Raw genomic sequence first — 26865 nt, 5'->3', positions numbered from 1 at the left:
GGAATGAAACAATTAGTAGCAGGGTTACAACCTGAAGTTTTGAAAGCAATAAGGATTAAGCTTGCATCACCAGAGGCAATAAGAAGCTGGTCTTATGGTGAAGTAAAAACAGCAGAGACGATAAATTATAGGACTCAAAGACCTGAAAAAGGTGGACTCTTTTGTGAAGTAATTTTTGGTCCTGTAAAAGACTATGAATGTGCCTGTGGAGCATTTAAAGGAAAAAGATTTGCAGGAACTGTTTGTGATAAATGCGGGGTAGAAGTTACCTCTTCCTCTGTAAGAAGAGAAAGGATGGGTCATATTGAACTTGCGGTTCCAGTTGCTCATATATGGTTTTATAAAATTCCTCCTTCTACAATTGCTCTTTTACTTGATATAACTTCAAACGATCTTGAAAGTATTCTTTATTATGATAAGTATATTGTTATTGATCCAGGTGATACTCCTTTGCAGAAAAAACAAATTTTAACTGATAAAGAGTATGAAGAATTAATTTCAGAGTATAAGGATGGTTTCATAGCCGAGATGGGTGCTCCTGCAATAAAGAAACTTCTTAAAGAACTTGACCTTGAAGAACTTTCTGCAGAGCTCAGGGTTAAATTGAGAACTGAAAAAGCTACACAGATGAGAGGAAAAGTTTTAAAAAGATTGCAGATTGTAGATGCTTTTATAAATTCAGGAAATAAACCAGAGTGGATGATTCTTGAGGTATTACCTGTAATACCACCTGATTTGAGACCCCTTTTCCCTCTTGAAGGCGGAAGATATGCAACAAGTGATTTAAATGACCTTTATAGAAGAGTTATAAATAGAAACAACAGGATAAAAAATATAACAAAAATGGGTGCTCCTGAAATAATTCTAAGGAATGAGAAAAGATTGTTACAGGAAGCTGTTGATGCATTACTTGATAATTCAAGAAGGTCAAGACCGGTGATGGGTAAGCAGGGCAAACCCTATAAATCTCTTTCCGATATGTTAAGAGGTAAAAAGGGTAGATTTAGAAGGAATCTATTAGGTAAGAGAGTTGATTATTCAGGTAGATCAGTAATTGTTGTAGGTCCTGATTTGAAATTGAATGAAGTCGGAATTCCCAAAGAAATGGCTCTTGAACTTTTCAGACCTTTTGTAGAGAGAAGATTGGAAAAGAAAGGAATTGCTGAGTCATTAAGAAGTGCTAGAAAACTTGTTAGAGAAAGACCTGTGGAAGTATGGGAGATTCTGGAAGATATTGTTAAAGACCATCCAGTTTTATTAAATAGGGCTCCCACTCTCCATAGAGTCTCAATAGAGGCTTTTTATCCTAAATTAATAGAAGGGAAGGCTATACAATTGCATCCTCTTGTGTGTGTTCCATTTAATGCTGACTTTGATGGTGACCAGATGGCTGTTCATGTTCCTATATCACCAGAAGCAAGACTTGAATCACATTTTCTTATGCTACCAAGACATAATATTCTTTCACCTGCTCATGGTTCTCCTTTAATGTCTCCAACTCAGGACATAGTAATAGGATTGCATTATATCACTAAAATAAGAAAAGGAGCAAAAGGAGAAGGAATGAGATTTGGCACCTTTAATGAGGCAATTCTTGCTTATGAACTTGGAAAATTGGACCTTCACGCAGAAATTGATGTTGATGAAGTTCCTTTAAAAAATAAAAAGACAACAGTTGGCAGAATAATATTTAACAGAGCTCTTCCAGAAGGTTTTGAATACATTAATGAGGAGATGACAAAAAAGAAATTACAGGAATTAATAAAAGAAATTTATATTGGAAAGGGTTCCCTTATTTGTGAGGAAGTTCTGGATAAACTGAAGGACCTTGGATTTTACTGGGCTACAAAAGCAGGAATCACTTTTGGTATTGATGAAATGATTGTTCCTCCTGATAAGAAGAAAATTCTTAAAGAAACCGAAAGACAGCTTGAAAAAATAGAAAATAACTTTTTAAAGGGTAGAATATCAGCAGGAGAAAGATACAATGCTATTCTTGATTTATGGACAGAGGTAACTGAAATATTAACTGAAAAAATGGTTGAACTTATGAAAAATGATAGAGACGGGTTTAATTCCATATATATGATGATGAATTCTGGTGCAAGAGGATCATTGGACCAGGTAAAACAGCTTGCAGCAATGAGGGGTCTTATGGCAAGACCTAAAAGGATAATTGGTTTAACAGGAGAATTTATAGAAACACCCATTAAATCAAATTTGAAAGAGGGAATGACTGTTCTTGAATATTTCATTTCTACACACGGTGCAAGAAAAGGTCTTGCCGATACGGCTCTTAAAACTGCTGATGCAGGTTATCTTACAAGAAGACTTGTTGATGTAGCTCAGTCAGTGGTTATAGTTGAAGAAGATTGTGGCACTATTCAGGGAAGAGAAGTAAGTGCTCTAAAGGAAGGTGAAACGATTATTGAAACTCTCTCAGAAAGAATAGAAGGACATTTTTCAGCAGAAAATGTTAGAAACCCATTCACAGGTGAAATTATTGTAAAAGTAGGTGAATTGATTACAGAGGAAAAAGCTAAAGAAATAGAGGATCTTGGAATAGAAAAAGTAAAAGTTCGTCATGTTTTGACATGTGAATCAAAGGGTGGAATTTGTGTAAAATGTTACGGTAAGCATCTTGGCACAGGAAGAGTTGTAGAAATAGGTGAACCTGTGGGTGTTCTTGCTGCACAGAGTATAGGAGAACCTGGTACTCAGCTTACACTGAGAACCTTCCATATAGGTGGAGCTGCAACAAGAGTTCTTGAAAAATCAACACATGAAGCACCTTTCCCAGGAAAAGCTCTCTTTATTAACTTAAATATTTCAGAAAATAGCGAAGGTAAAATAGTTTCTGTTTCTAAAAAGGGGATGATTGTTATAACCCACAAAGATAATCCTGAAGTTAAAAGATACTTTGCTGTTCCTCAAGGAGCTGAATTAAAAGTAAAAGATAAATCTGAGGTTGAAAAGGGTGATATTTTGTGTGAATGGGAACCCTATACAATACCTATTCTTGCCACAAAATCTGGGATGGTTAAATTTGTAGACCTTGAGGAAGGTGTTACATACACTGAAACTGCTGAAGAAGGTAAAGTTGAAATAACAGTTATTGAAGATAGATCCAAAAAATTACATCCCAGAATAGAAATATTAAGAGATAAAAAGGTGCTTGAAGAGATTGCTCTTCCAAAAGAAGCAAGGTTAACTGTTAGAGAAGGTCAAGAAGTAAAAGCTGGGGATATAGTAGCTAAATTACCAAGAGAAGCAGGAAAAACAAGAGATATTACAGGTGGACTTCCCAGAGTAAATGATCTTTTTGAAGCTAAAGTTCCAAAAGATAAAGCAATTCTCGCTGAAATTAGTGGTGTTGTGAGAGTTGGAAAGCCAGAAAAAGGTTATAGAGAAGTTAAAATAATTTCTGAATCAGGACTTGAGATGTCATATAAAATTCCATATAGCAAGTATCTTCTTGTTGATGATGGAGAAAAAATTAACGCAGGTGAACCACTAACTCTCGGACCTATTGACCCCCATGATATTCTGAGAATTAAAGGTAGAATTGAAGTTCAGGAATTCCTTTTGGACCAGATACAGGAGATTTATAGACTCTCAGGTGTTAGAATCCATGATAAACACATAGGTATAATTGTAAGACAGATGATGAGGAATGTTAAAGTAGAGGATCCCGGAGATACACATTTTGTTAGAGGACAATTTGTTAATATAGAACAATTAGAGGAAGAAAATAAAAGAACAAGGGAAAGGGGGGGAAGGCCAGCTGTCTATTCTCCTGTTCTCCTTGGAATATCAAAAGCAGCTCTCTCCACAGATAGTTTCATTTCTGCTGCATCTTTCCAGGAAACGACAAGAGTTCTTGCTCAAGCTGCTCTTTATGGAAAAAGAGATGAATTAAAAGGTTTAAAAGAGAATGTGATTGTAGGTTCACTTGTTCCTTGTGGCACAGGTTTAAGAGAATTTCAGCAGATTAAAGTTTTGCCTAAAATTGAAGAGGAAGAACAGTATCTTGCGGCATAATTATGGAGAAATTCAATTTTTATGAAATAGAAAAAAAATGGCAAAAGTTCTGGGAAGAAAATAATTTATTTTCAGCTCCAAAGACTCCAAAGGATAAAATTTATGTTCTTGGTATGTTCCCTTATCCTTCCGGGGATCTCCATATGGGTCATGCAAGAAATTATACAATAACAGATGTTCTTGCAAGATATTTCAGAATGAAGGGGAAAGATGTTCTTCATCCCTTTGGATGGGATGCTTTTGGGTTACCTGCTGAAAATGCTGCAATTAAAAGGGGTATACATCCAAGGGAATGGACTTTTAAAAATATTGAAGATTCAAGAGAGGACATTAAGAAAATGGGAATATCCTATGACTGGTCAAGGGAAATTTTTACCTGTAAACCAGATTATTATAAATGGACTCAATGGCTTTTTCTTTTACTTTATAAAAAGGGGTTAGCCTATAGAAAAAAAGCTTATGTTAATTTTTGCCCATCATGTCAGACGGTTTTAGCTAATGAGCAGGTTGTTGATAAAAAATGTGAAAGATGTGGAACTTTTGTTACTAAAAGAAATCTTTTACAATGGTTTTTTAAAATAACAGAATACGCAGATAGACTTCTTGAAGATCTTAAATATCTTGAAGGAAAATGGCCAAAACAGGTTATTGAAATGCAAAGGAACTGGATCGGAAAAAGTGAAGGAACAAAAATTATCTTTAAATTAAAGGATAAAAATATTGATTTACCTGTTTTTACAACAAGAATTGACACAATATTTGGTGTCACTTTTCTTGCAATTGCTCCTGAACATGAATTAATGGAACAGATTATAGAAATTTCACCTAATAAAGATGAACTTATAAAGTATAGAGAAAAATCAATTTTAAAGTCAGATATAGAAAGAACAAAGGAACAAAAAACAAAAGAGGGTATATTTACAGGACTTTATGCTATTCATCCCTTAACAAAGGAAGAACTTCCAATTTATACAGCAGATTATGTTCTGACCCATTACGGAACAGGAATTGTTATGGGTGTTCCAGCTCATGACCAGAGGGATTTTGAGTTTGCAAAAACTTACGGACTTAAAATTAAAATTGTTGTGCAGAAAGATGGTTATCCTCGCAATGTAGATGATATGGATTCAGCAATGGAAGAATACGGTATTATGGTTAATTCGGGTGAGTTCTCTTCTTTAACTTCAGAAGAAGGTATCAAAAGATTAAATGAATATTTAAAAGAGAGAAATCTGGGAGGATATGAAGTTTCCTTTAAAATAAGAGATTGGCTAATTTCCAGACAGAGATACTGGGGTGCTCCGATACCCATTATACATTGTGAGAAATGCGGCATTATTCCTGTTCCTGAAAAGGATTTGCCGGTTTTGCTTCCTGAAGTTGTGGATTATATTCCAAAAGGAGTAAGTCCACTTGAATCTTCAGAAGAATTCATAAATACAATTTGTCCGCAGTGTAAGGGAAAGGCAAAAAGAGACCCTGATACAATGGATACCTTTGTGGATTCCTCCTGGTATTTTTTAAGATATATTGACCCCTCTAACGATGAAAAAATTTTTGATAAGGAACTTGTAAAAAAATGGATGCCTGTTGATTTTTATGTAGGTGGAGTAGAGCATGCTACAGGACACCTTATTTATTCAAGATTTATTCATAAGGTTCTTTATGATGAAGGTCTTGTTAATACACCGGAACCATTTGTAAGACTATTTACACAAGGAATGGTTTTAAAGAGAACAAAGGATGGTCACCTTGAAATGATGAGTAAAAGAGCGGGTAATGCAGTATTAATAAGGGATTTTGTTAAAAATAAAGGTGCAGATGTCGCAAGAGTCTATACTCTTTTTGCCGGTCCTCCAGAGCAAGATTTTGAATGGACTGAAGAAGGAGTTAAAGGAGCAGAAAGATTCCTTTTAAGAGTGAAAAGGATTATAGATGAAAATAAAGAGGTATTTATAAAAGCAGAAGAGAATCCGCCTTCAAATTATGATATTAAAGAAAAAAAATTACTTTATAAATGCTACAGTGTTATAAAGAAAGTGACTGAAGATATTGAAAACTTTAAATTCAATACAGCTCTTGCATCTTTAATGGATTTTGTTAATTTTTTATATAATTTTGAAAATAAAAATTCTCCTTCTTTTGCTCATTCTTTATACGTACTCATCAAGCTTCTTTATCCCTTTGCACCCCATCTTTGCGAAGAATTATGGTCTTATAGAGAAAAAGGTACTCTTATGAAAAAAAGTTGGCCTAAAATATATACTGAGTTTTTAAAAGAAGAAAAAATTGTTATACCAGTTCAAATTAACGGAAAGGTAAGGGGTCAGATTGAAATAGAACTCCATTTAGATGAAAAGGAGGTTATTGAAATTGCCAAGAATTCTCCAAATGTTAAAAAGTATATTGATAACAAAAAAATAAAGAAAGTTCATTATGTAAAGGGTAAAATTATAAGTTTTGTTATTGAGTGAAAAGTGGAATTAAAAATCTTGAAATTCCAGTAGATAAAATTAAAGGTGTAGGAACAAAAAGAAAGAAAGTTTTTTTAAAAGCAGGCATAAAAACTGTAAAAGATCTCTTATATTTTAAACCAAGAAAATATATTGATAGAAGGGTAATCAAAAAAATAAAAGATCTAAAAGAAGATGAAGAAGTTGTAGTTATGGGAAAAATCTTTACAAGGGGTGAAAGAAAGACAAAGGATAAAAAGTTATTTATAGTTATAATAAGAGACGAAACAGGATTTATGGAACTTGTTTTTGTAAATGCACCCTATATGAAGGATTATTTCCCTCTTGATAAGGAGATTATTGTTTCTGGTAAAGTGAAAAGATTTGGTTCCATTTATCAAATTTTTCATCCTGAATTTGAAATACTTGATAGAGAAAATCATGATTTGATTCATGCAGGTAAAATAGTTCCCATTTATAGTAGCATTGGTAAAGAAATCAAACCGCAAACTTTAAGAAAAATAATTCATGAGGCTCTTAAACAATTTTTAAATTTAATTCCTGAGACAATTCCAGAAGATATACGAAAAAGATTTGGGCTTTTAAGTAAAAGAGAATCAATTAAAAATCTTCATTTTCCTTCATCTTATGAATTAATTGAAAAAAGCATTTATACTTTAAAATTTGAAGAGTTTTTTTACTTCTTTTTAAAACTTTTTATATATAAGAGAAGAAAAACAAAGGCACCGCCTTTTATTTTACCTTCTACTTTAACAAAAAAATTTCTTGATAATTTACCTTTTGAATTAACGGAATCCCAGAAAAAGGCAATAAAGGAAATTGAGATTGATTTATCAAAACCTTACTCAATGCGTAAACTTCTTCAGGGGGATGTGGGTTCAGGTAAAACAGTTATTGCTATTTATTCTGCCCTGAGAGCAATAGAAAATGGATACCAGGTTGCTTTTATGGCTCCAACAGAAATTCTTGCTTTTCAACATTACGAAACTATTTTAAATTTTTTAAAAGAATTGAATGTTTCTTGTGATATTCTAACAGGAAGTAGAACCTTAAAAGAGAAAAAGGAAATATATGAAAGGGTTAGAAATGGTATAACACAGATTTTAATCGGCACCCATGCCCTCCTTGAAGAAAAACTTGAATTTAAAAATCTTGGACTTGTTATAATTGATGAGCAACATAAGTTTGGAGTTTCTCAGAGAGCAAGGTTACTTTCAAAGGGAGAAAGCCCTCATTTTCTTGTTATGACAGCAACTCCAATACCCCGTACTCTTGCTCTAACTTATTACGGTGACCTTGATGTTTTAACTTTAAAAGAGATGCCACCAGGAAGAGGAACTGTTGAAACAAGGGTTATTTACATAGAAAATAGAGATGAATTTTACAGGAGATTTTTTGAAGCATTAAATAATGAAAAGGCAAAAGCATATATTATTGCTCCCTTAATAGAAGAATCAGAGAAACTTAATACAAAATCCTGTATTGAGTTATATGAGGAATTAAAAAATAAATGGGCTAAAGATATTTCAATAAGTTATATTCATGGAAGAATGAGAAAGGAAGAAAAGGATGAGATAATGTTAAAATTTAAAAGAGGAGATATAAAAGTGCTTGTTTCTACCACAGTTCTTGAAGTTGGAATAGATGTTCCAGATGTTAAATATATGGTAATTGAAGGAGCTGAAAGGCTTGGACTTTCTACCCTGCATCAGTTAAGAGGAAGAGTTGCAAGAAAATTAGAAAAGGGTTATTGTTTTATTTTCTGTTCTAAAGATATGCCACCTGAGACCTTAAAGAGAATTTCAGCTTTTAGAAATGTTCAGGATGGATTTAAACTTTCAGAACTTGACCTAAAATTAAGGGGTCCTGGAAATATACTTGGATATGCTCAATCTGGTTTCTTTTCCTTTAAATTTGGTGATTTGGTTGAGGATAAGGAGCTTTTAATAAGAGTAAGAGAAACTGTGAAAAATTTATTAACTGTTGATCCTTTTTTAGAAAAAGGAGAAAATGTTATTTTAAAAGAAAATTTATCTCTTGATGAAAGATTGTGGCTTACTGAAATAGCTTAAATTTAAAAGTTAATTCTAACTCCAAAATTTATTTCATACCTTTTGTTTGTTATTCCCTGAATGTTATCTTTATTTGAATTATAAAGAATACCAAAGCTTCCTGTTATATCCTCAGTAAACCTGAAATTTAAAGCTCCATTAAGATTTGTGCTTGTGTTGTTTTGCTGTTCAATTCCCCTAATTTGAGTTCTGTTATTCTGGTTTGTAAAGGAAATATTTGCGTTTACTTCTGATTTTACTTTTAAAAATCCGAATAATTTTTGAGAAATTGACCTTGAAATTGAAAAATCAAGATTGATATTAATTCCCTTTGAAAAAGTTTTAGATTCTGTTATAAAACCAGCTGAATTTGATAAATTTATTATTTCGTTTTTATTATAATTCAAAGTAAGTCCTATACCATTCCTTGTTCTTCCTTGAATTGAAAATAAAGGTGTGAAATTCTTAGACCTTCTTTCATTTGTAACATTAGTTCCTTCATCCTTTGATACATCAAGATTGTATGATGTTTTAAAAGATAAACTTGAAAGCAAAGGGTCTAAAAATTTTATTTTCTTGTTTATCATATCAATTTGAACTGTTATATTAGGGAAATTTTGCCCTTTTGTAATTGTTTTTGTCCTCTGGTAGGGAAGGTAGCTCAAATTATTTCTTAATCCATAAGAAAGATTTACACTTATATCCTGAATTCTTGTTCCTGTATTTAAATTTAAATTTCTTGAATCATTTATGTTATTATTTATATTTTCAACATAATCAACGCGAGGATTCATTGTTTTCCCTATTTCATACAGAAAACTCGGACTTCTTCTTAATTCATAATATCTTGAATTTAAGTTTCTTGAATAATTCACATTAACTGGTTGGAAAATACTTCTCAATTTATTTATATCTTTTAATGCTTCTTTATTACCTAAACTTACAATGAAGTATATAATTTCAAAAGTATTAACATTTCCCTGAATTGTATAATTTGATGTATTGTTTACAGTTCTTAAAGGATTTATACTATCCTTTTGATTTATAGGGTCATGTTCGTCATTAAAGGTTGGATTGTAAGAGAAACTTAAATTTCCTATAAATTTTTTTAAATTTAAAGGAAGTGTGGGATTGTATTTAAAGTAATAAAAAGAAGACCTTTTTATGTCTTTACCATAAAATTTATTTGTTAATTTTTTTAAACCTATATCATAGTCAATTTTTCCTCCAAAATCGATATTTATTGAGTTTAGAGGCGATATTCCTGAAAAACTATAATCCAAGTTCCCTCCTTCCCTTTTATAAATATTTGTTTGAACCCATAAAGAATCCCTGGGATCAAAAGATAATCCCTTATTTTTAACTTTAGAGTGAGTTACAGCTATATTAATATTCTGTGGAAAAGGTTTTATTTTTTGATTAAGAAAACTTAAACCAGTGAAAGGTAAATTAAGTTTATAGCTAAGGGATTGTTGAAAGTTTCTGTTATAATTTATATTAGTAGGGGACAAATTATTGTTATACTGATAAGATAAATTGTAATTCAAAGGATTGAATGTATATTTCATGATTCTTTCCAAAATATTCTTACTTGTTTCCTGAGATGTAATTTTTCTTGAAAGAGAAAAATTAAACCCATTACTGAAAGAGGTATTTTTTTCTCTTTCTGCGAGATTTTCATTTAGCCTCACATCGCTTCCAGTTTTGAAAATAGGTAATCTCTTTGAATTTTTTAAAGAATAATTAAATGGTAAATTTAAAAAATTAATATTGAATAATTTGTCAAGGTTTAATTTTATACTTCCACCAATATCTTCATTTGAAAAAGTTTCTCTCTGTAAATTCATACCGGAAAAACCTGGAGAGCTCCTTGCATAGTTTAAATTCATATTACCAATTTCTCCCATATCCATTGCTACTGTATTTTCAAGAGAATAGGCTCCCTTTCTATCAGGGGATCTAAGTAAGAGTTCATTAAACCATATTTCACCTGAAATTACTTTATCACTTTCATTTTTAACACCTATAATGAACCTGTCTATTCTTTTAAAGTTTGGCTCACCCTTTACATAATATCCAGGAAAAGCAGGGTCTGTGAATAATTTATTTATGTTTTCTTTTCCTCTTTTGAGTTTAAGATTTGTAAATTTTTCAATATCAATTTCATATTTTTCCCAAACAGAAGGAACATTTTCTACTTTATATTCATAGTAATTGTTTGTGTCAACTGTTACAAATTTTATAAAGAAATGGGGTTTATCTCTTAATGTATCTGGATAAGATTTTAAATAAAAACTTATTTTTTTATACTGCCAGTAATCCTGTGGTGAAAACAACTTTTTTGATGCTGTTCCATAATCACCCTGATCGAAATTTTCAAATCTTAAAACAAGTGTTTTCTCTTCTGATTCACCCTCCTGGGTTTTTTCTATAACTGCATCAGGAGGAGGTTTATATACATTTGCATCTTCCTGATTGCTGTAGGTTAAAACTGTGAGTTTTTTATCAGGGTCACTTACAGGTTTTCCATTATTAAAAACTCCTTGGGAAATATACTTATTCCCGGTTATACCAATTTTTGCTATATAGATTGTATCAGTCTTTGAAAATCCTGTGAAAAATATTCTTATTTTTTTTATTCTTATGATTTCAGGGTTCCCATATTTCTTTGCGAATTTATCGAGGGGTATTTTGTAAAACTTAAAACCATTGTATATCTGATAATAATCCCTTGTTAAATCTATTATATAGGTAAAGCAATCATCTCTATCAGGATTAAAACCATCTCCATCAATATCTTCTGTATCAAGTTTTCCATTTCCTTCTGTTCCATTTATTTTATTAATGTTTCCATATTCATAATTATCATTGCCAGCATCACCTGATGCTCCATCGGGCACCATATCAAGCCCAACATCTTCCCTATCTGCCTGTAATTTTGAATCTTTCCAACCCCCGTTTGCTCCGTCCTCTGAATTTTCTATTCCTACTCCAACTAAATTACCCCTAATATCTCTGAAACAGGCATCTTCTTTTATTTCAGAACCTATATCTATTCCCATTATACCACTTTTACCCTTTACAATCACTTCAAGATAATCGTAAGATGATATATCAACACCGTCTTTTGAGATAAGTTGGTTTAAGGAAGCAAATCCAGCCTCTCCTTTACTCCCTGGTTTTAAAATTACTTCAAGCACACTTAAGGTTCTGTTACCCTGCTGTCCTGGAATATATGGGTAAATATCCTTGTATAAAAATTTATTTGTTTCAAACCATATTAAATTATTTTCAAAATAGTCTTCAAAAGTTCTTATGTAACCATTTGTTGAATCCTTTAAATATGAAGGTAATGAACCGTAAATCCAGTTAAAATGGTTTAAATCAGCAAAAATTTCAAGAGTAGCTGATTCCATATCATCAAGATATGCATAATTTCTTGTATTGGGATCAGGGAAAGACTGGTTAAATCTTGATAAAACTTTTAATTTGGGTTCCCTTAATTCCTTTAACCAGGGTAAAAAAGAAAAGAAATTAAAAGGCAACTCTCTTTCAAGATTTAAATTTGAATTAAAAAGAAAAACCCTTTTAGGTTCCTCACCAAATCTTATTTTCTGTTCTGCAGTTGACTCGCCCCTGTAATCAACACCAAAAGTAAGATTAGAATTCTCCGATATATTATAATTACCCTTTAAATTCATAAAGGTTCTTTTTTTAGTTTGAAACAGAGCTCTTTCATTGAATTTAATCTTCAATTCACGGGAAAGGTCATTTAAGTAATCCTTATTCAAAATCTGCATAATACCTGAATCATAATCAATTATATAATCTTTCCCAGATTCCCATCTTTCACTTCCAAAATAAACCTCCTCAGAATTTTTTACAATTCCTGTCATTCCAAGATTTATTGTTGTTGGTCTCCTTCTTGTAACAGTGATGATTTTATAAATATGATCTCTCTGGGAAATCTCTGTTTCTGAAAAGGTTCTGTAAATTATTGTATCCTTTACACTCAGAGAATCATAGGCAAAGGGTTCAGGTTTTGGAATAAATAAATAACCATTAACATAAGGAATAAAATTGGTTATCCCTCCATAATTTATATATCTATCTAAAACTCCATCTGAATTTTTATCAAGACCTAAAATGTGTAGAAAAGTCTTACCATTTTCTTGTTCAATATTGTATGGAGAATCATATCTTACAATCTTTAATGAGGCAGAGTCAATCTGACCAACATAATAAATATTTTTTAACATGAATTTCCATGTAGGGTCTTTATAGTTATTTAATCCATATTCCCTTAGAAGAAGAAATTTGTTTGAAGTATCAAGGGGATTGGATTTATTTAACTTTCCTATCCATCCTGAGTTTTTAGTTTTGTATGCAACAGCAAGTATAAAGTCAGTAGATGTTGGGATTTTAATTTCAATTATGTTACTGAAAAATATGTTTGAATATGCTGAGTCTCTTTTTAGAATTTGAAAGGTGTAAATTTTATTACTGAAAGAATCAGGGTTTTCATAAAGAAAGGTTTTACCTTTAAAGGGGTTTCTTATTAAAGTATCATTTGATTCAATATTATCATTATAAAAAACGAAAATTGAATCTATTATTATTTGGTCTCCAGGTGAAATAGGTATTAAAAAGAATTTATTTTTTTCATAATCCTTATCTTCAATTTTTACAGTATCTTCAACAACTCCACCCTTTGTAAGAACGATTTCTTTTTTGTTACCCATTTCCCTTGATGCTGTTGCTTCGAAATCAAAAGAACCAAACTGGAATTTTCCTGCAAGCCCGAAAAGACCACCGGTAGCACCTCTCTCTCCTATTTGATTTCCACCTTCAAGGTATTTTATTACTTCATCTTCATCTCCTTCATATCTTATTTTGATTGTTTGTAAATCTTGAGTTTCCCTTTGAGAATCATGGTCAAGTAAAAGGTGTATTTTACCCCCTATTATTCCTTCTGCATTAACTTTTAGCTGTTGTTCAAGTTTTATACCAGGACTTGATGCACCCTGAGGTGTTCTTCTTGACTGTGATGAAAATTCATCCCTCTGCAATCCCATTGATAAATTCTGAAATCCACCTATTTTTACCTTGGTTTCATCTGTTAATCCGAAGGGAAGCTCAACAGGAATTGGAATTGTTATATCTGGTATGAGTCCTGTTCCCCTTAAAGCTACTTTTTCTTCTATTTTTTTATTTAATTCTTGCCTTGTTATCTCTTCAATTTTTTTATCAAGGTCTTTCTCTATTTCCTTTTTTTCTATTCTAACGAGATGCTCTTTTCTATAGGAAAATATTAATTCAAAATTATCAAAATTTTTTAAACTATCTGTTTCAAAATTTCTATTAAGGTTTTTAAGCAAAAGAGAATCAAGGTATGTAGATTGAGTTAAAATAAATAGCAAAATTATCATTTTTCCTTTCTTATGATTGAGAAAAATATTATTCCAACAATCCCAATGGATATAAAGGTATCAGCAATGTTAAAGATTGGCCAGTGAAGGTTCTCTGAAATACCGATTTCTATAAAATCAACAACTGCTTTCATTCTTAATCTATCAAAAAGGTTTCCAAAGGCTCCACCCAATATAAACCCGTAAAAAATATTATAAAGAAATTTTTTTTCTTTGGCAATAAAAATAAACAAAAGTAAAATGGCAAAAAGTGCTATAGGCTCATAAGGCAAAATCTTAGTAATTGGTAAACCCCAAACACCGTATGGGTTAAAAACAAGAGTAAATCTAAAATAAGGTCCAAGGATTTCAAAGGGAACCCCGTATTCAAGATTTTTTAAAGCTATGTTCTTTGTTAATTGGTCTAAAATAAAAACTAAAATTCCAAGAGAAAGTCCGAATAGTATTCTTTTTAAAATATCTTTTATGCTTTCTCCTCTATTTCCTTCTGACATTTAATACAGTATCTTGCATAGGGTATTGCTTTTAATCTGTATAAAGGAATAGGTTTTGAGCATTTTAAACATATACCATAGGTTCCATCTTTTATTCTTGAAATTGCATCTTCTATAAGAGCAAGTTCTTCCCTTAACCTTGTAGCATTCATAAAAGCAAGTTCCTTTAATTCCTCATCAGTGGCAGTATCTGAAATATGATGGTGAAATATCCTTTCACCACTTTCAGCCCAGCTCATCCCGCTCTTTTCAGCCTTTTCTAAAAATTTTATTATTTTTTCTCTTTTTTCTATTATTTTTTTCTTTAATTTCTCAATTTCCTTATCCTTCATATAAATACTCCTTTTTTAAAAGAACTTCTTCACACCTTTTACATAATTTTTTCTCATTTCTTTTAACTTCTTCAAGGTATCGCCAGCATCTATCACACTTTTCTCCCTCACTTCTTTTAACATAGATTTTAATATTTTCTTTTTCTGATGAAAGTTCAAAACTTTGTGGTTTACCCCTTTTAACCTGTGAAACTATAAAAATTTCTGGTAAATATTCAAAATATTTTTCTATAACCTCATCTTCTCCCTGAATGTAAACATCTGCTTCTAAGGAGGAGCCAATCTTTCTGTTAATTCTCATTTCCTCAAGTAATTTAAAGACAATATCTCTTAATTCGAGAATTTTTTCAAAATCCTTTACAAGGTTATCATCCTTATATTTCCTTTCCTTTGTTATGGTTTCGAGGAATATACTATCTTTTTCTTTATAAGGCATTTCCTGATATGCCTCTTCACAGGTAAAAGATAAAATAGGAGCTCCAAGAACAAGGAGTGTTTTAAGTATATAGTAAAGGACAGTTTGTGCACTTCTCCTTTCTTTTGAATCATAGTAAAAGGTATAAAGTCTATCTTTTAATATATCAAGATAAAAGGAAGATAGATCAAGAGCACAGAATCTATGATAAAGATGAAAGGCTCTGTGAAAAGCATACTCCTCATAAAAATCAATAATTTTTTCTTTAAATTCATCAGTTTTAATCATCATATATTTATCAACAGGTAACATTTCTTCAAAATTCACTGAATTCTGCTTTGGATTAAAATCGTATAAATTACCGAGGAGGAATCTGAATGTGTTTCTTACTTTTCTGTAATTTTCAACCATGAGGTTCAAAATATTGTCAGATATTCTCACATCCTGTGTATATTCAGAAAAAGCTGTCCATACTCTTAGAATTTCTGAACCGAACTTTTCTATAACCTCAAGGGGGGATATAACATTTCCAAGGGATTTATGCATTGCCCTTCCTTTTTCATCAAGGGTCCATCCATGGGTTATAACTGTTTTATAAGGTGCCTTTTCCTTTATGGCTACACTTATCATTAAAGAAGCATTGAACCATCCACGGTGCTGATCAGGTCCCTCAATAAAAACATCACTTGGCCAAGAGAGATTTCTCTGTTTAAGAACAATTAAATTTGTGACTCCTGAATCAATCCAGACATCGAGGACATCCTTTTCCTTCTCAAGTTCCTTTGATTTACAGAAAGGACAGGGTGGAAGCTCTATTTCATTTTCTTCCCAGAAAATCTGTGATCCCTTTTTCTCTACAAGATTTGCAAGTTTTAAAACATAATCAGGATCAATGAAACTCTTAGAGCATTTTTTGCATTTAAAAGCAGGTATTGGAAGACCCCATGCTCTCTGTCTTGATATGCACCAATCAGGTCTTTCAAGAACAGCATTATAAATGCTCTGCTTGCTGGCTGGTGGTATCCAGTTAACTTTATTAATTTCTTCCAGTGCTCTTTTTCTTAAATTTTTGTGGTCAACCCTTAAGAACCATTGTTCTGTTGCTCTGAAAATTAAAGGATTTTTACATCTCCAGCAGTGAGGATAGGAATGAATAATTTCTCCTTTCTTTAATAATTTATTATTTTTTTCAAGAATTTCTATTACTTTTTGTGATGCAGAATCTGTATCCATTCCTTCAAATCCTTCTGCTTCTTTTGTAAATTTTCCTGCATCATCAATTGGGGATAATATAGGTAAGTTATATTTGCTTCCTACTTCAAAATCTTCTTTTCCGTGTCCAGGAGCAATATGGACTATTCCTGAACCTGTTTCTTTCTCAACAAATTCTGCAAGGATTCCAATAGATTCTCTATTATAAAAGGGATGTAAAAACTTTTTAAATTCAAGTTCTTCTCCTTTAAATTCTTTTAAAACATTAAATTTTTCGAATTGAAGTTCTTCTTTTAACCTATCAAGGGTTTCAAGGGCAAAAAGGAACCTCCCTTTTTCTGTTTCAATTACACCATAATGGAAATAAGGGTTAAAGGCAAGGGCAACATTTGAAATTATTGTCCAGGGAGTTGTTGTCCATACAAGAATATAAGTTTTTTCTGGAAACTCTTTAATGTTTAATGGTTCCATTAAAAAGTAAATTGATGGAGATGTTTTATTTTTATATTCAATTTCAGCCATTGCAAGGACAGTTTTACAATGAGCACAAAAGTGGAGTGGCATAAATCCTTTTTCTATATACCCTAACTTTGCAAGTTGAGCCAGTATTTTAAGTTCTTCAGCCTCATATTCAGGATGCATTGTAAAATAAGGATTCTCCCAGTCTCCAATACATAAAAGCCTTTTAAATTCCTCTTTCTGTATATTCATCCATTTCCTTGCAAAATTCTCACATTTTTTTCTTAAGGTTTTTCTAACTTCCTCCTTTTTAAGTGCAAATGGATCTTTTGAGAGGATTTCTCTTATTTCACTATCTTCCTTTATTACTTCATTTTCAATCGGCATTCCGTGATTATCCCATCCAGGAATATAGGGAGTTTTGTATCCCATTATCATTTTGCTTTTAACTATAAAATCTTTAAGAATTTTATTCATTGCTGTTCCTATATGTATGTGACCGTTGGAATAAGGTGGTCCATCATGAAGGATGAATAAGGGTCTATCTTCATCAAGAACCCGGAAATATATCCTCTTTTCCTCCCAGAATTTAAGCATGAGAGGCTCTCTCTCTTTAAGAGAGGCCTTCATTGGAAATTTTGTATTTGGAAGATTAAGTGTTTCTTTTAGTTTTTCGCTATTCATTTTTGAGCATACTAATATAGGCTTTTGCCTTTGAATTTTCAGGGTTAATTTTTAAAACTTCCTGTAAAATTTCCTTTGCTTTATTTTTTTCTCCCTTTTTATAATAACATATCCCAAGTATTACCTTTGCTTCTTCATATTTAGGATTTAACAAAAGGATCTCCTCAAGGGAATAGATAGCTTTTTCAATTTCATTCAATTGCATAAGAGTTTTTGCATGCTTTGTTCTTATATCAAGGAAATAAGGTGCTATTTCAATTGCCTTTTCATACTCCTCTTTTGCTCTTTCGTATTCTCCTATTTCATAAAAGGTGTCTCCCAGTTTCATATAGGTATTTGCAAGGTTGTTTCTGAGACTTACTGGTATTCTTCCTCCTTCCTTTTCCAGTTTTACAGCTTTTTCGTAATGTTCCTTTGCTCTTATATAATCCCCCTTATCATTAAGTGCTATTGATAAATTAAGGTGTGCCTCAATATAATTTGGATTTATCTCAATTGCCTTTTCAAACTGGGAAATTGCTTCATCCAGCATTGAAAGAGAATAGTATATGACACCAAGAAAATGCTGAAAATCAGCATAATTTTCTCTTTTTTGTGCAAGGTCTTTCATAATTTTCAAAGCCTCCCAGAATTTTCCTTCATTATATAATTTTTTTGCCTCATTAAATAGTTTTTCTTCTTCTTTCATGGTTTATAATTTTATAGGAATTTATTCTCTACTTTCAAAATAAAAACGAATTAATTTAAAATAACTTTTATGAATAAGGTTTGTGTAATTGGAATAGATGGTGCAACTTTTAAAATAATTGACCCTTTATGTAAAAAAGGAAAATTAAAGGCTATTTCAAATCTCATAAAAGAAGGAAAAAAATACGAACTTGAAACGACTATTCCGCCACTTACACCCTCAGCCTGGTCTTCCTTTATGACAGGTAAAAATCCTGGTAAGCATGGAATACTTGATTTCTTTGAATTGGATGATAAGCTTGAATACAGGTTGTCCTCTTTTAAATTGAGAAAACAAAAAAAATTATGGAACATTTTATCCTTTAATAATTTAAAATCCATTATTTATTTTGTTCCTTTCACATATCCGCCTGAAAAAATAAATGGTATATTTGTATCTGGTTTTTTAACACCTTCCTTGAACTCTGATTTTACATATCCAAGTGAGTTTAAAAATGAACTTTTGAAGAAATTTCCCAATTACAGGATAGGAGAAAAAGTTAAATTTTCAAGGAAAAATCCCGAAATATTCTTCAAAGATTTAATAGAACTTACAGAGATTCACGGAGATGTTATGGAGTATTTAGTTAAAAATAAATATTTTGATTTATTTATGGGAGTTTTCATGACTTGTGATCATGCCCAACACTGGTTATGGTATGATAAAGAAAAAGTAGAATCTGTCTATGAAAAAATTGATGAAGAAATAGATAAAATTGTTTCAAATTTACCTGAGGGAACTTTAATTATTTTAATGTCAGACCATGGATTCCAAGATCTAAAAGGACACTTTTATATAAATTCTTTTCTTTTAAAAGAGGGTTTTTTGAAATTAAAAAAGAATTACAAAAACTTATTAAAAATGATTTCCTATAAAAGTGGATTTTCACCTTTAAAACTATCAAAGATCATTTATAAATTGGGTCTTGAGGGGATTTTGAGAAAAAATAAAGAAAGTTTCGGTAAAACTGCCTCAAAGCTTGGTTTTTCCTATTCTGATATTGATTTTGAAAAAACCTATGCTTTTGGATTCGGTTATTATGGATTTATATACATAAATCAGAAAGATAGATTCCCTTTTGGTTTTGTAGAAAAAAAGGAAAGGGAAAAAATTATAGAAGATATAAAAAAATCTCTAATTGATCTTTCAAGAGAATTCAATGTTAACATAAAAATCTTTGAAAGGGAAGAAATTTTTAAAGGTGAAAATTTAAATTTAATGCCCGATATTGTTTATTCCCTTGATGATTTTTCATACGTTTCCTCCTGGGTTCCTTTTCCTGATTTAAAATTTTTTGGTGAGTCTATGACAGAAAAAACAGGTGACCATGACACTAAGGGGATACTGATAATTTCTCAAAAGGGAAGAAAGATTAGTTTAAAAGAGAAAAGCTACGCAAAAATAACCGATATATTACCTACGGTTCTTAATTTTTTAAATCTTGAAATCCCTTCTGATATGGATGGTTCTTCCCTTTTAGAGTAAAGGGTAAAATTTTTCTTTTAATTTCTCTTTCCTTCTGAATTTTTCTTCTAAAAATAAATACTTCGTGTGTTCAAAAATTAATTCTGGTTTTCTAATTATTACATATTTATCTTCTCTTCTATTAACAATGCCTTTTTGTTCCAAATTATCTAAGAAGTAAGATATTTTTTCTTCTTCAATATCTGTGAAATATGCAATTTCATCAATATCAAAAACTGTTTTCTTATCTTCCATATATTTAACACCAAAGTAAAAACATAATCTAAATTCTTCATGAAGAAAAGAAATAAGGTTTATTTTTCCATCTAAATTTTTAATTCTCTTTATTAGGGTTTGAATTATTAAATTTAAAGTAAGATTTTTTTCCAAAATATCAGAAATTTCCTCTTCCTTAATTATTTCTAAAACAGTGTCTTCAAGTGTAAAAGCATTAGCACTTCTTTTTGATTTTGATAAAACTCCAATTTCTCCAAATAACTCACCGGGACCTAATACTGCTAAAATTTTTTCTTTGTGTTGTTTAACTTTAAAAATCTTAACTTTACCTGAATCTATGATATATATATGATCCGATTCATCTCCTTCCCTGAATATGTATTCATTTTTTTTATACAAAATTTTATTCATACTTATACCTCCAACTACACTAAATACTAAATTATAACCTAAAAATTTATTTTTTTCAAAGAAAATAAAAATTTTAAAAAATTTTTAACTTTTACTTAAAATAAATTTTTATGGATAAAAAAGAGGCAATTAAAATTCTTGATGAATGGGTTACATTTCAGAAAAGGAGGAAAATTTTAAGTGAAAATCAAAAAGAAAATAGGGGATAATCTTATTATTTTATTAATTGATGAAAAACCTGAATTTGAGTATATTTCTTTAAATCAGGTTCATGGTGATAAAGTGATTTTTGCCGAGGATTATGAGGAAGAGGATAAAGAGGGTGATGGACTTATAACAAGGACTGGTAAAATTTTATGTGTAAAGACTGCTGATTGTATTCCTCTTGTTGTATTAACGGAAAATCCCTTTTTTTACGGAATTTTTCATGTAGGATGGCGCTCACTTTTTAAGGGGATAATAAAAAAGGGAATAAGAGAATTTTTAAAATATGGATTTAACCCTAAAAATCTTTATGCTTATCTTGGACCTTCAATATGTTCAAACTGTTATGAAGTTGGAATTGAGTTTAAAGATTTTGACAACCAATTTTTATTTAAAAGGAATAATAAATTTTTTTATGATTTAAGAGGAAAAACTGTATATGAGCTTTTAAAAATGGGAGTTAAAAATATACATCTTTCAAGTCTTTGCACCTTTGAAGAAAATTTTCTGCCCTCTTATAGAAGGGATAAGACTGATAGAAGAATTTTAAATTGTGTTATGTATTTTAATTAAACTCTTTTAATAACTTCTGATAGAAGTATTTCAAGTCTCTTATTTCCTTCATCAATCATTCTTTGAGTTTCCATTATAAATTTTTCAAGTCTCTTATTCCCTTCATCAATCATCTTTTGTGTTCTTTCAAGTATTTTTTCTGTATCTTTTTTACTTTCTTCAATCATTTTTTGTGTTGCTTCAATCATTCTTTGCGTTGCTTCAATCATCTTCTTTGCTCTTTCATCTTCCTTTTGTATGAGTTTATTTGTAAAATAGGAGAGGATGAGGGGTTGAATCAAAGCAAGGACTCCTAAAATAAGCGCAAGGATATTTACTGTTTCTGTTGTCATATTTTAATTTTAAAATAAAGATTTATTGAGGGTCAAAAAATAAGAAATTTTGATTATAACGAAAAGACCCTAAGAAAGTTTTAATCATAACAATGGGACTAATTTGGAATAAATGCAATTATTGGTTCATTTGATATATATTAATATAATTTCAGTATGAAAATAATGAATGTTCCGAAAGTTTTGAATGAAAAATCAGGAAAGGAAAAGTGTGATGCGCTTTTAAAACTTGAAAAAGTTAGGGGAAAATCTATGTTTATTTTTTGGAGGTAATATGAATTTTGAAGAATATTTAAAAGAAATCAATATTAAAATTTTAAATTTTTGTAAAAAATATAATTTTTTCCATCATAAGGAGGATCTTTTATCTGAAGCATTTATATGTTTTAAAAAATGTAAGGAAAAATTTAAAGGGGATGAAAGAGAGTTTGAAAATTATTTTTTAAGTCCTTAGAAAATCATTTTTTAAATTATTTAAAAAAGGAAACAAAATTAATTTTAAGAGAGGATGAGGAATTTGAGGTGCTAAATGAGGTAAAAAGTGAAGAATTTTTAGAATACTTTAAAAGGATTTTATATAGATTAAAGGATGAAGAATTATGGATTATAAGTTTAATAAGGCAAGGGTTTAATTTAAAAGAAATTTCAAAAAAATTAAATATTTCTTACGAAAAGGTTAAGGATATTTTTTCTGAGATAAAGAGTAAAATTAATCCTGATAAAAGGAGCAGGAAAGAATTAAGAAGGAAATGGTTGATTGAGAATGAAGAAAGGGTGAAAGAGCTTCAAAGTAAATGGAGAAAGGAAAATCCTGATTATTTTATTAATTGGAGAAAGAAAAATATAGACTATTATAAAAATTGGAGGTTAAAAAATAAAGGTTATTATAAGTTTTACAGGCTTATTAAAAATAAGGATTTTTGCAAGATTTTAAGTAAATTTTTAAGATTTTTATGTCCCTGTGAAGATGTAAATATTGAGTTTAAGAATAAAAAAGAAGGTATTTTAATGAAATGCAATTCTATGTGTAATTTAAAGATTGTATTAACAGACAAAGAGATTAAAAAGGGGAAGGTAATAGTTTTTTCAAGGTTAACTTCTTTAAAAGATCCGATTACAAATTTAAAGAAAAAGAGAATTTATTTATATGAAAATCCTTTATCAATAAAGATAAAAGAACTTCATAAAAACAAGTTTGCCCTGATAATTGAAAGATAATTCCAAAACTGCAAAAAAAAAAAAAAAAACCGAAAAGGCTTTTTAAATTGTTATATATATAATAAGACCCTGAGAAATTGGTTAAAGCCCGACTCAGGGATTAAAAATAAAAAGGAGGGAAACATGAAAATAGTAAACCAAGGAAAAACAAGTGTCCCACTCCAAAATGAGTGTCCCATTTTGTATTGTGGAAAGTTCTGTTTCTGGGGTTATAGGGGTGATGCGTGAAAAACCCAAATAAGACAAGGGGGGTACTCCCCCCCTTTCATATTAATCCATAATAAAAAAAAATAATAAAAAAGATGAATAAAAAGAGTGAGTTTGAGTGGAAAAAAAGCTATTATAATATAGAAATAGAAGTTGATAAAGGAATTCTACTTTACAATATTCTGTCAAAAGGTTTTGTTCTTCTTGATGAAAAGGAATATATTGAATTTTATAAAAATGAAAATTTATGGGATAAAAACGAAAAAATGTTAGAAGAGTTTACTTCAAATGGATTTATTGTTAAAGGAAATGATAGGGAAATTTTTTTAAAGAATTTCGATGAAATTGAAAATGTAAATAAAAAATATTTAGGCATCACTTTTGTTCCAACCCAGCTCTGTAACTTCAATTGTTCTTACTGTTTTGAAAGAAGTAAAAAATATGATATGGAGGAATCAATTTTTAAAAAATCTATTGAATTTATAAAGGAAATTATAGATAGCAAAAATGAGCTAGAAAATATAAGTGTGTTATTCTTTGGAGGGGAACCATTGGTAAAACTTGACATGGTATTAAAGTTTGGAGAAGTCATAAAAAATATATCCAAAGAAAAAAAATTAAATTTCTCTTCTTCAATCATTACAAATGGTTATTATTTAAATTATGACACTGCAAAAGCACTCTGCGAAATTTGCAATTTAAAATTTGTCCAAATAACCTTTGATGGTGATAGAAATTTTCATAATAAAAGAAGAAATAACAGTTATGAAATTTTAATGAATAATTTAGAAAAAATCAAAGAATTTAAAGATTTAAAAATTTCAATAAGAATTCAGGTTGATAAGGAAAACATTTTTAGTATTAAGAATCTTTTAAATGATTTGAAAAAATTTGATGAAGACAAAAATATTAGTTTCTATTTCTCTCCCATCCTGGGTGAATTTGAAGAAAATCTTGATAAAAGAAATATTTACTTTGATGAAAAAGAATTTGGGAAAATACTTACAGAAAATATAATTCCTTTAATTTTTGAGATAGGTTTTAATAATTTTGAACTTTATCCACAACCTCATGCAGGTGGATGTGGTTTTGTATCAGAAAACAGTTTTATAATTGATGCTGATGGAAGATTAAAAGAATGCCTTGAACTTGTTGGAGAAAAGGAAAGCTGTGGTAATATTTTTGATAAAAAAATTAATAAAAAATTGAGTAATCTTAAATTTAAATTACCAGATTTTTGTGTTTATTGTAAGTTTTTACCACTATGTAATGGTTCCTGTCCTTTGAGAAGGTTAAAGGGAATTATTAAATGCTCATTCTGGAAGTATTCACTTAAAGATTATTTAAAGAAAATCTACGAATTTAAATTTAAATGAGAGAAATTAAAAAATTTTTCTCAACTTTCAAAAATTTAGTATGGAAAAACAACAGCTTTAGATTTTCAGTTTTTGTTTTATTTACCCTTTTAAGTGTATTTTTCGCTACAATTACTTCGTTTTTAGTGAAAGAAATTGTGGATAAGGGTGTAATAAATAAAGATTTTAACTTTCTTTTTCGTTTTGGTTTTTTGACACTTTTTTCCTGGATGATATCAATACTTTTGGGTTTCTTTTCAACTATAACTTTAAGATATTTAAGAAACAGGGTCGAAATAAAACTAAGGGTAAATTTACTTAAAAATTTCTATTCCCTCGATTATGAATTTATTTCAAAACGTCCTTCAGGGTATTTTTTATCAAGAATTCATGATGAGCCCGATTCAATAATAACAAGTTTATTAACAACAACCTCTGGTATTGTTTTAAATCTTTTCTGGAGTATACTTGGTTTTTCTATTGGTTTCTTAATTGCTCCCCAGTTATGCATTTTCATTATCCCATTTTTTTTAATAAATACTTTTTTAAATTACTTTTTCGGAGGAAAATATAAAATTTTTATTAAAGAAAGGGATGAAAAAAGTGCTTTACTTCAGGGTTTTTTAAATAATTTAATTGAAAATTATAAGTTGATAAAAATTTTTGAAATAATTAACCATGCAGAGAAAAAATTTAAATTGAAATTAAAAGAATTTCTTCAATTTTTAACAAAAGTAACATTCTTTACAGCTTCTATAAACAATATTCAAGCATTTCTCCAGATGATTATGCAGATTGGGTTACTGATTTTTGCAGGTTATGAAATTTTAAATGGTAGGTTAACAATAGGTGGTTATTTAGGTTTTAGCACAATATTATGGCAGTTGATTTCTGCTGTTGAAAACCTGTATAATTCAATAATAAACATCAGGGAATGCACTGGAGAAATAGAAAGAATGGAAGAGCTTTCTCCATCCCCTTATAAAGTTTCATTTAATTTTTCAAATAATAAAAAGATTGTATTTAAAAATGTTGAAGTTAGTCTTCTTGATAAAAAAATTAAATATCCAGATTTTGAAATTCCTGAAGGTAAAAGGGTTTTAATTTTAGGAGAAAATGGGAGTGGAAAAACAACACTACTTTATACCCTTTGTGGTCTTTATCCTTTTAATGGTGAAATAAGTTTATTTTCAAAAAATATTTCAATTTCCTTTGCCCCTCCACTTTTAATAGACGGGAATATATATGAGAATTTAGAAATTATTTCGGGATGTAAAAAAGAGGAAATAGACTATTATCTTGATATTTTTAATTTGAATCATTTAAAAACAAAAAATGTAAATTTGCTTTCAGCAGGGGAAAGAAAGAAAATTGATATAATAAGATGTTTTCTTAAAAAAAGTGATATATATCTTTTTGATGAACCCTTTACTAATGTTGACGAAAATGGAAAGGAAAAGTTTTTAGAGACCATGGGAAAGTTTAAAGATAAGACATTTATAATTACATCGCCCTCGCAATTTGAAACTCTTAATCAATTTTTCGATATAATTATAAAAATTAAAAAGGAGGAACAAAATGAAGGTAATAAATAAAGGTGAAGAATTTCAAAATTTAAAAAAACAGATACCTTGTAAAATAAAATATTGTAATGAATATGTTTGTCCTCCTTCCACACACAAACCTTTTAAATTTCTTTATTGTAAAAAATTCTGTTGGGGAGGATATGTTGAAAAAGATACATTCAATAAAAAAATTGAATAAAAATAAAAAGGAGGAATTAAATGATTAAATTGATTTTCTTATTCTCTTATCTTTTAACCATTCAAAAATTTGAGGAAGGGAAAATTGTAATTGATGGGATTCTATCAAAGGATGAATGGTCATCTTTAACCCCAATCACTGAATTCATTGAAACTCAACCAGAAGAAGGTAAAATTCCTCCTTTCAAAACTGAAGTATTTATCGGTTATGATAATGAGAATATATATTTTGCCTTTAAATGCTATGATGATATGAAAACTATAAGGAAAACTCTAACAAAGAGGGATGAATTTGCAATGGATGATATGGTTGTTATTTTTCTTGATACTTACGGAAAAGAAAAAGAAGGTTATATTTTTGGAACAAATCCTTTAGGTGTTCAATTTGATGGTTTAAAAGGAGCTCCTCCACAAAACATAGAAGACTGGTCTTTTGATACATATTTTGAAGTTAAATCCTCTATATCAGATTCTTTCTGGTCTTGTGAATTCAAAATTCCTTTTTCCTCTTTAAGATTTGAAAGTAAAGAAAAACAGGAATGGAACCTTTTACTTTTAAGAATAAGACCAAGAGAAACTTTTACATTTTACTCCTTCCCCTTGCTTTCAAAAAATATCCCTTCCTTTTTTGGGCAGGGAGCAAAGATTATAATTCCTGAAAGAATTTATTCAAAAGAAAAAAGAAATGATTTTATTCCCTATTTGATTAGTTCTCAAACTGGAATAAGGGATAGCATAAATTACAAAAATGAAAATGTTAGATTTAATCTTGGTTTATCTGGA

18 protein-coding genes are annotated in these 26865 nt (G+C 30.0%); 11 read left to right on the top strand and 7 right to left on the bottom strand.

Features of this window, described 5'->3' with window-relative positions:
* The first annotated feature begins 3 nt into the window (after positions 1–3).
* Genes rpoC through recG form a run of 3 tightly spaced genes read left to right on the top strand, consistent with a single transcriptional unit; the run spans position 4 to position 8587 of the window.
* Positions 4–4041 carry a DNA-directed RNA polymerase subunit beta' gene (rpoC, locus tag ABIN73_07135; GenBank protein ID MEO0269497.1) on the top strand — a complete coding sequence of 1346 codons (4038 nt, stop codon included), beginning with the start codon at positions 4–6 and terminating at the stop codon, positions 4039–4041.
* A 2-nt stretch (positions 4042–4043) separates the two neighbouring features.
* Positions 4044–6515: a leucine--tRNA ligase gene (leuS, locus tag ABIN73_07130; GenBank protein MEO0269496.1), complete on the top strand. Its 2472-nt coding sequence runs from the start codon at positions 4044–4046 to the stop codon at positions 6513–6515.
* The gene (gene recG, locus ABIN73_07125) at positions 6512–8587 is read left to right on the top strand and encodes an ATP-dependent DNA helicase RecG (GenBank protein ID MEO0269495.1); all 2076 of its coding nucleotides are present in this window, start codon (positions 6512–6514) and stop codon (positions 8585–8587) included. Before leuS ends, recG begins: the two co-directional genes overlap by 4 nt.
* A gap of 2 nt (positions 8588–8589) precedes the next feature.
* Here recG and ABIN73_07120 read toward each other — a convergent pair whose 3' ends face one another.
* The 5 genes from ABIN73_07120 to ABIN73_07100 are packed head-to-tail and all read right to left on the bottom strand — an operon-like array spanning position 8590 to position 18279.
* Positions 8590–13995 (bottom strand): hypothetical protein, encoded by a 5406-nt coding sequence (locus ABIN73_07120; protein MEO0269494.1) that lies wholly within the window; start codon positions 13993–13995, stop codon positions 8590–8592.
* Positions 13992–14489 (bottom strand): signal peptidase II, encoded by a 498-nt coding sequence (lspA, locus tag ABIN73_07115; GenBank protein MEO0269493.1) that lies wholly within the window; start codon positions 14487–14489, stop codon positions 13992–13994. Before lspA ends, ABIN73_07120 begins: the two co-directional genes overlap by 4 nt.
* On the bottom strand, positions 14459–14821 hold the full coding sequence (locus tag ABIN73_07110; protein ID MEO0269492.1) for a TraR/DksA family transcriptional regulator: 363 nt from the start codon (positions 14819–14821) through the stop codon (positions 14459–14461). The genes lspA and ABIN73_07110 overlap by 31 nt, the downstream gene beginning before the upstream one ends.
* Positions 14811–17537, bottom strand: coding sequence for an isoleucine--tRNA ligase (ileS, locus tag ABIN73_07105; protein ID MEO0269491.1), 2727 nt, complete (start codon positions 17535–17537; stop codon positions 14811–14813). Before ileS ends, ABIN73_07110 begins: the two co-directional genes overlap by 11 nt.
* A 46-nt stretch (positions 17538–17583) precedes the next feature.
* Complete coding sequence (locus ABIN73_07100; GenBank protein ID MEO0269490.1) at positions 17584–18279, bottom strand: tetratricopeptide repeat protein; 696 nt, start codon at positions 18277–18279, stop codon at positions 17584–17586.
* 69 nt (positions 18280–18348) lie between these two features.
* Between ABIN73_07100 and ABIN73_07095 the strand changes: the two genes are divergently transcribed.
* The gene (locus ABIN73_07095) at positions 18349–19803 is read left to right on the top strand and encodes an alkaline phosphatase family protein (protein ID MEO0269489.1); all 1455 of its coding nucleotides are present in this window, start codon (positions 18349–18351) and stop codon (positions 19801–19803) included.
* Here the strand turns inward: ABIN73_07095 and ABIN73_07090 are convergent.
* Positions 19795–20430, bottom strand: a complete 636-nt coding sequence (locus tag ABIN73_07090; protein ID MEO0269488.1) for a cyclic nucleotide-binding domain-containing protein — start codon at positions 20428–20430, stop codon at positions 19795–19797. The two genes, ABIN73_07095 and ABIN73_07090, sit on opposite strands and share 9 nt — an antisense overlap.
* A gap of 180 nt (positions 20431–20610) precedes the next feature.
* On the opposite strand from ABIN73_07090, the gene ABIN73_07085 reads away from it, so the two are divergent.
* Entirely contained in the window at positions 20611–21207 is a 597-nt protein-coding gene (locus tag ABIN73_07085; GenBank protein ID MEO0269487.1) for a polyphenol oxidase family protein, read from the top strand.
* Here the strand turns inward: ABIN73_07085 and ABIN73_07080 are convergent.
* Positions 21204–21539, bottom strand: coding sequence for a hypothetical protein (locus ABIN73_07080; GenBank protein MEO0269486.1), 336 nt, complete (start codon positions 21537–21539; stop codon positions 21204–21206). The two genes, ABIN73_07085 and ABIN73_07080, sit on opposite strands and share 4 nt — an antisense overlap.
* Before the next feature lie 274 nt (positions 21540–21813).
* On the opposite strand from ABIN73_07080, the gene ABIN73_07075 reads away from it, so the two are divergent.
* The 6 genes from ABIN73_07075 to ABIN73_07050 all read left to right on the top strand — a co-directional run.
* Positions 21814–21993, top strand: coding sequence for a hypothetical protein (locus tag ABIN73_07075; protein MEO0269485.1), 180 nt, complete (start codon positions 21814–21816; stop codon positions 21991–21993).
* Positions 21994–22061: 68 nt separating this feature from the next.
* A complete protein-coding gene (locus ABIN73_07070; protein ID MEO0269484.1) occupies positions 22062–22757 on the top strand; it encodes a hypothetical protein in 696 nt (231 codons plus the stop codon).
* A gap of 302 nt (positions 22758–23059) precedes the next feature.
* Positions 23060–24340: a radical SAM protein gene (locus ABIN73_07065; GenBank protein MEO0269483.1), complete on the top strand. Its 1281-nt coding sequence runs from the start codon at positions 23060–23062 to the stop codon at positions 24338–24340.
* Positions 24337–25914, top strand: a complete 1578-nt coding sequence (locus ABIN73_07060; protein ID MEO0269482.1) for an ABC transporter ATP-binding protein — start codon at positions 24337–24339, stop codon at positions 25912–25914. The genes ABIN73_07065 and ABIN73_07060 overlap by 4 nt, the downstream gene beginning before the upstream one ends.
* A complete protein-coding gene (locus ABIN73_07055; GenBank protein ID MEO0269481.1) occupies positions 25898–26083 on the top strand; it encodes a hypothetical protein in 186 nt (61 codons plus the stop codon). The genes ABIN73_07060 and ABIN73_07055 overlap by 17 nt, the downstream gene beginning before the upstream one ends.
* 20 nt (positions 26084–26103) lie before the next feature.
* Positions 26104–26865, top strand: a 762-nt coding sequence (locus tag ABIN73_07050; GenBank protein MEO0269480.1) for a carbohydrate binding family 9 domain-containing protein, incomplete at its 3' end; no start/stop codon positions are given.

This window comes from candidate division WOR-3 bacterium (assembly GCA_039804025.1).
Lineage (GTDB): Bacteria > Hydrothermota > Hydrothermia > Hydrothermales > JAJRUZ01 > JBCNVI01.
This window is presented reverse-complemented; position numbering and strand designations above follow the sequence as displayed.

Coding starts and splice junctions, on each gene's coding strand:
- ABIN73_07065 (MEO0269483.1), top strand. CDS start 23,060: ATGAATAAAAAGAGTGAGTTTGAGTGGAAAAAAAGCTATTATAATATA.
- ABIN73_07090 (MEO0269488.1), bottom strand. CDS start 20,430: ATGAATAAAATTTTGTATAAAAAAAATGAATACATATTCAGGGAAGGA.
- lspA (MEO0269493.1), bottom strand. CDS start 14,489: ATGTCAGAAGGAAATAGAGGAGAAAGCATAAAAGATATTTTAAAAAGA.
- ABIN73_07110 (MEO0269492.1), bottom strand. CDS start 14,821: ATGAAGGATAAGGAAATTGAGAAATTAAAGAAAAAAATAATAGAAAAA.
- leuS (MEO0269496.1), top strand. CDS start 4,044: ATGGAGAAATTCAATTTTTATGAAATAGAAAAAAAATGGCAAAAGTTC.
- ABIN73_07055 (MEO0269481.1), top strand. CDS start 25,898: ATGAAGGTAATAAATAAAGGTGAAGAATTTCAAAATTTAAAAAAACAG.
- ABIN73_07060 (MEO0269482.1), top strand. CDS start 24,337: ATGAGAGAAATTAAAAAATTTTTCTCAACTTTCAAAAATTTAGTATGG.
- ABIN73_07095 (MEO0269489.1), top strand. CDS start 18,349: ATGAATAAGGTTTGTGTAATTGGAATAGATGGTGCAACTTTTAAAATA.
- ileS (MEO0269491.1), bottom strand. CDS start 17,537: ATGAAGGCCTCTCTTAAAGAGAGAGAGCCTCTCATGCTTAAATTCTGG.
- ABIN73_07075 (MEO0269485.1), top strand. CDS start 21,814: ATGAATTTTGAAGAATATTTAAAAGAAATCAATATTAAAATTTTAAAT.
- ABIN73_07080 (MEO0269486.1), bottom strand. CDS start 21,539: ATGACAACAGAAACAGTAAATATCCTTGCGCTTATTTTAGGAGTCCTT.
- ABIN73_07120 (MEO0269494.1), bottom strand. CDS start 13,995: ATGATAATTTTGCTATTTATTTTAACTCAATCTACATACCTTGATTCT.
- ABIN73_07100 (MEO0269490.1), bottom strand. CDS start 18,279: ATGAAAGAAGAAGAAAAACTATTTAATGAGGCAAAAAAATTATATAAT.
- rpoC (MEO0269497.1), top strand. CDS start 4: ATGAAACAATTAGTAGCAGGGTTACAACCTGAAGTTTTGAAAGCAATA.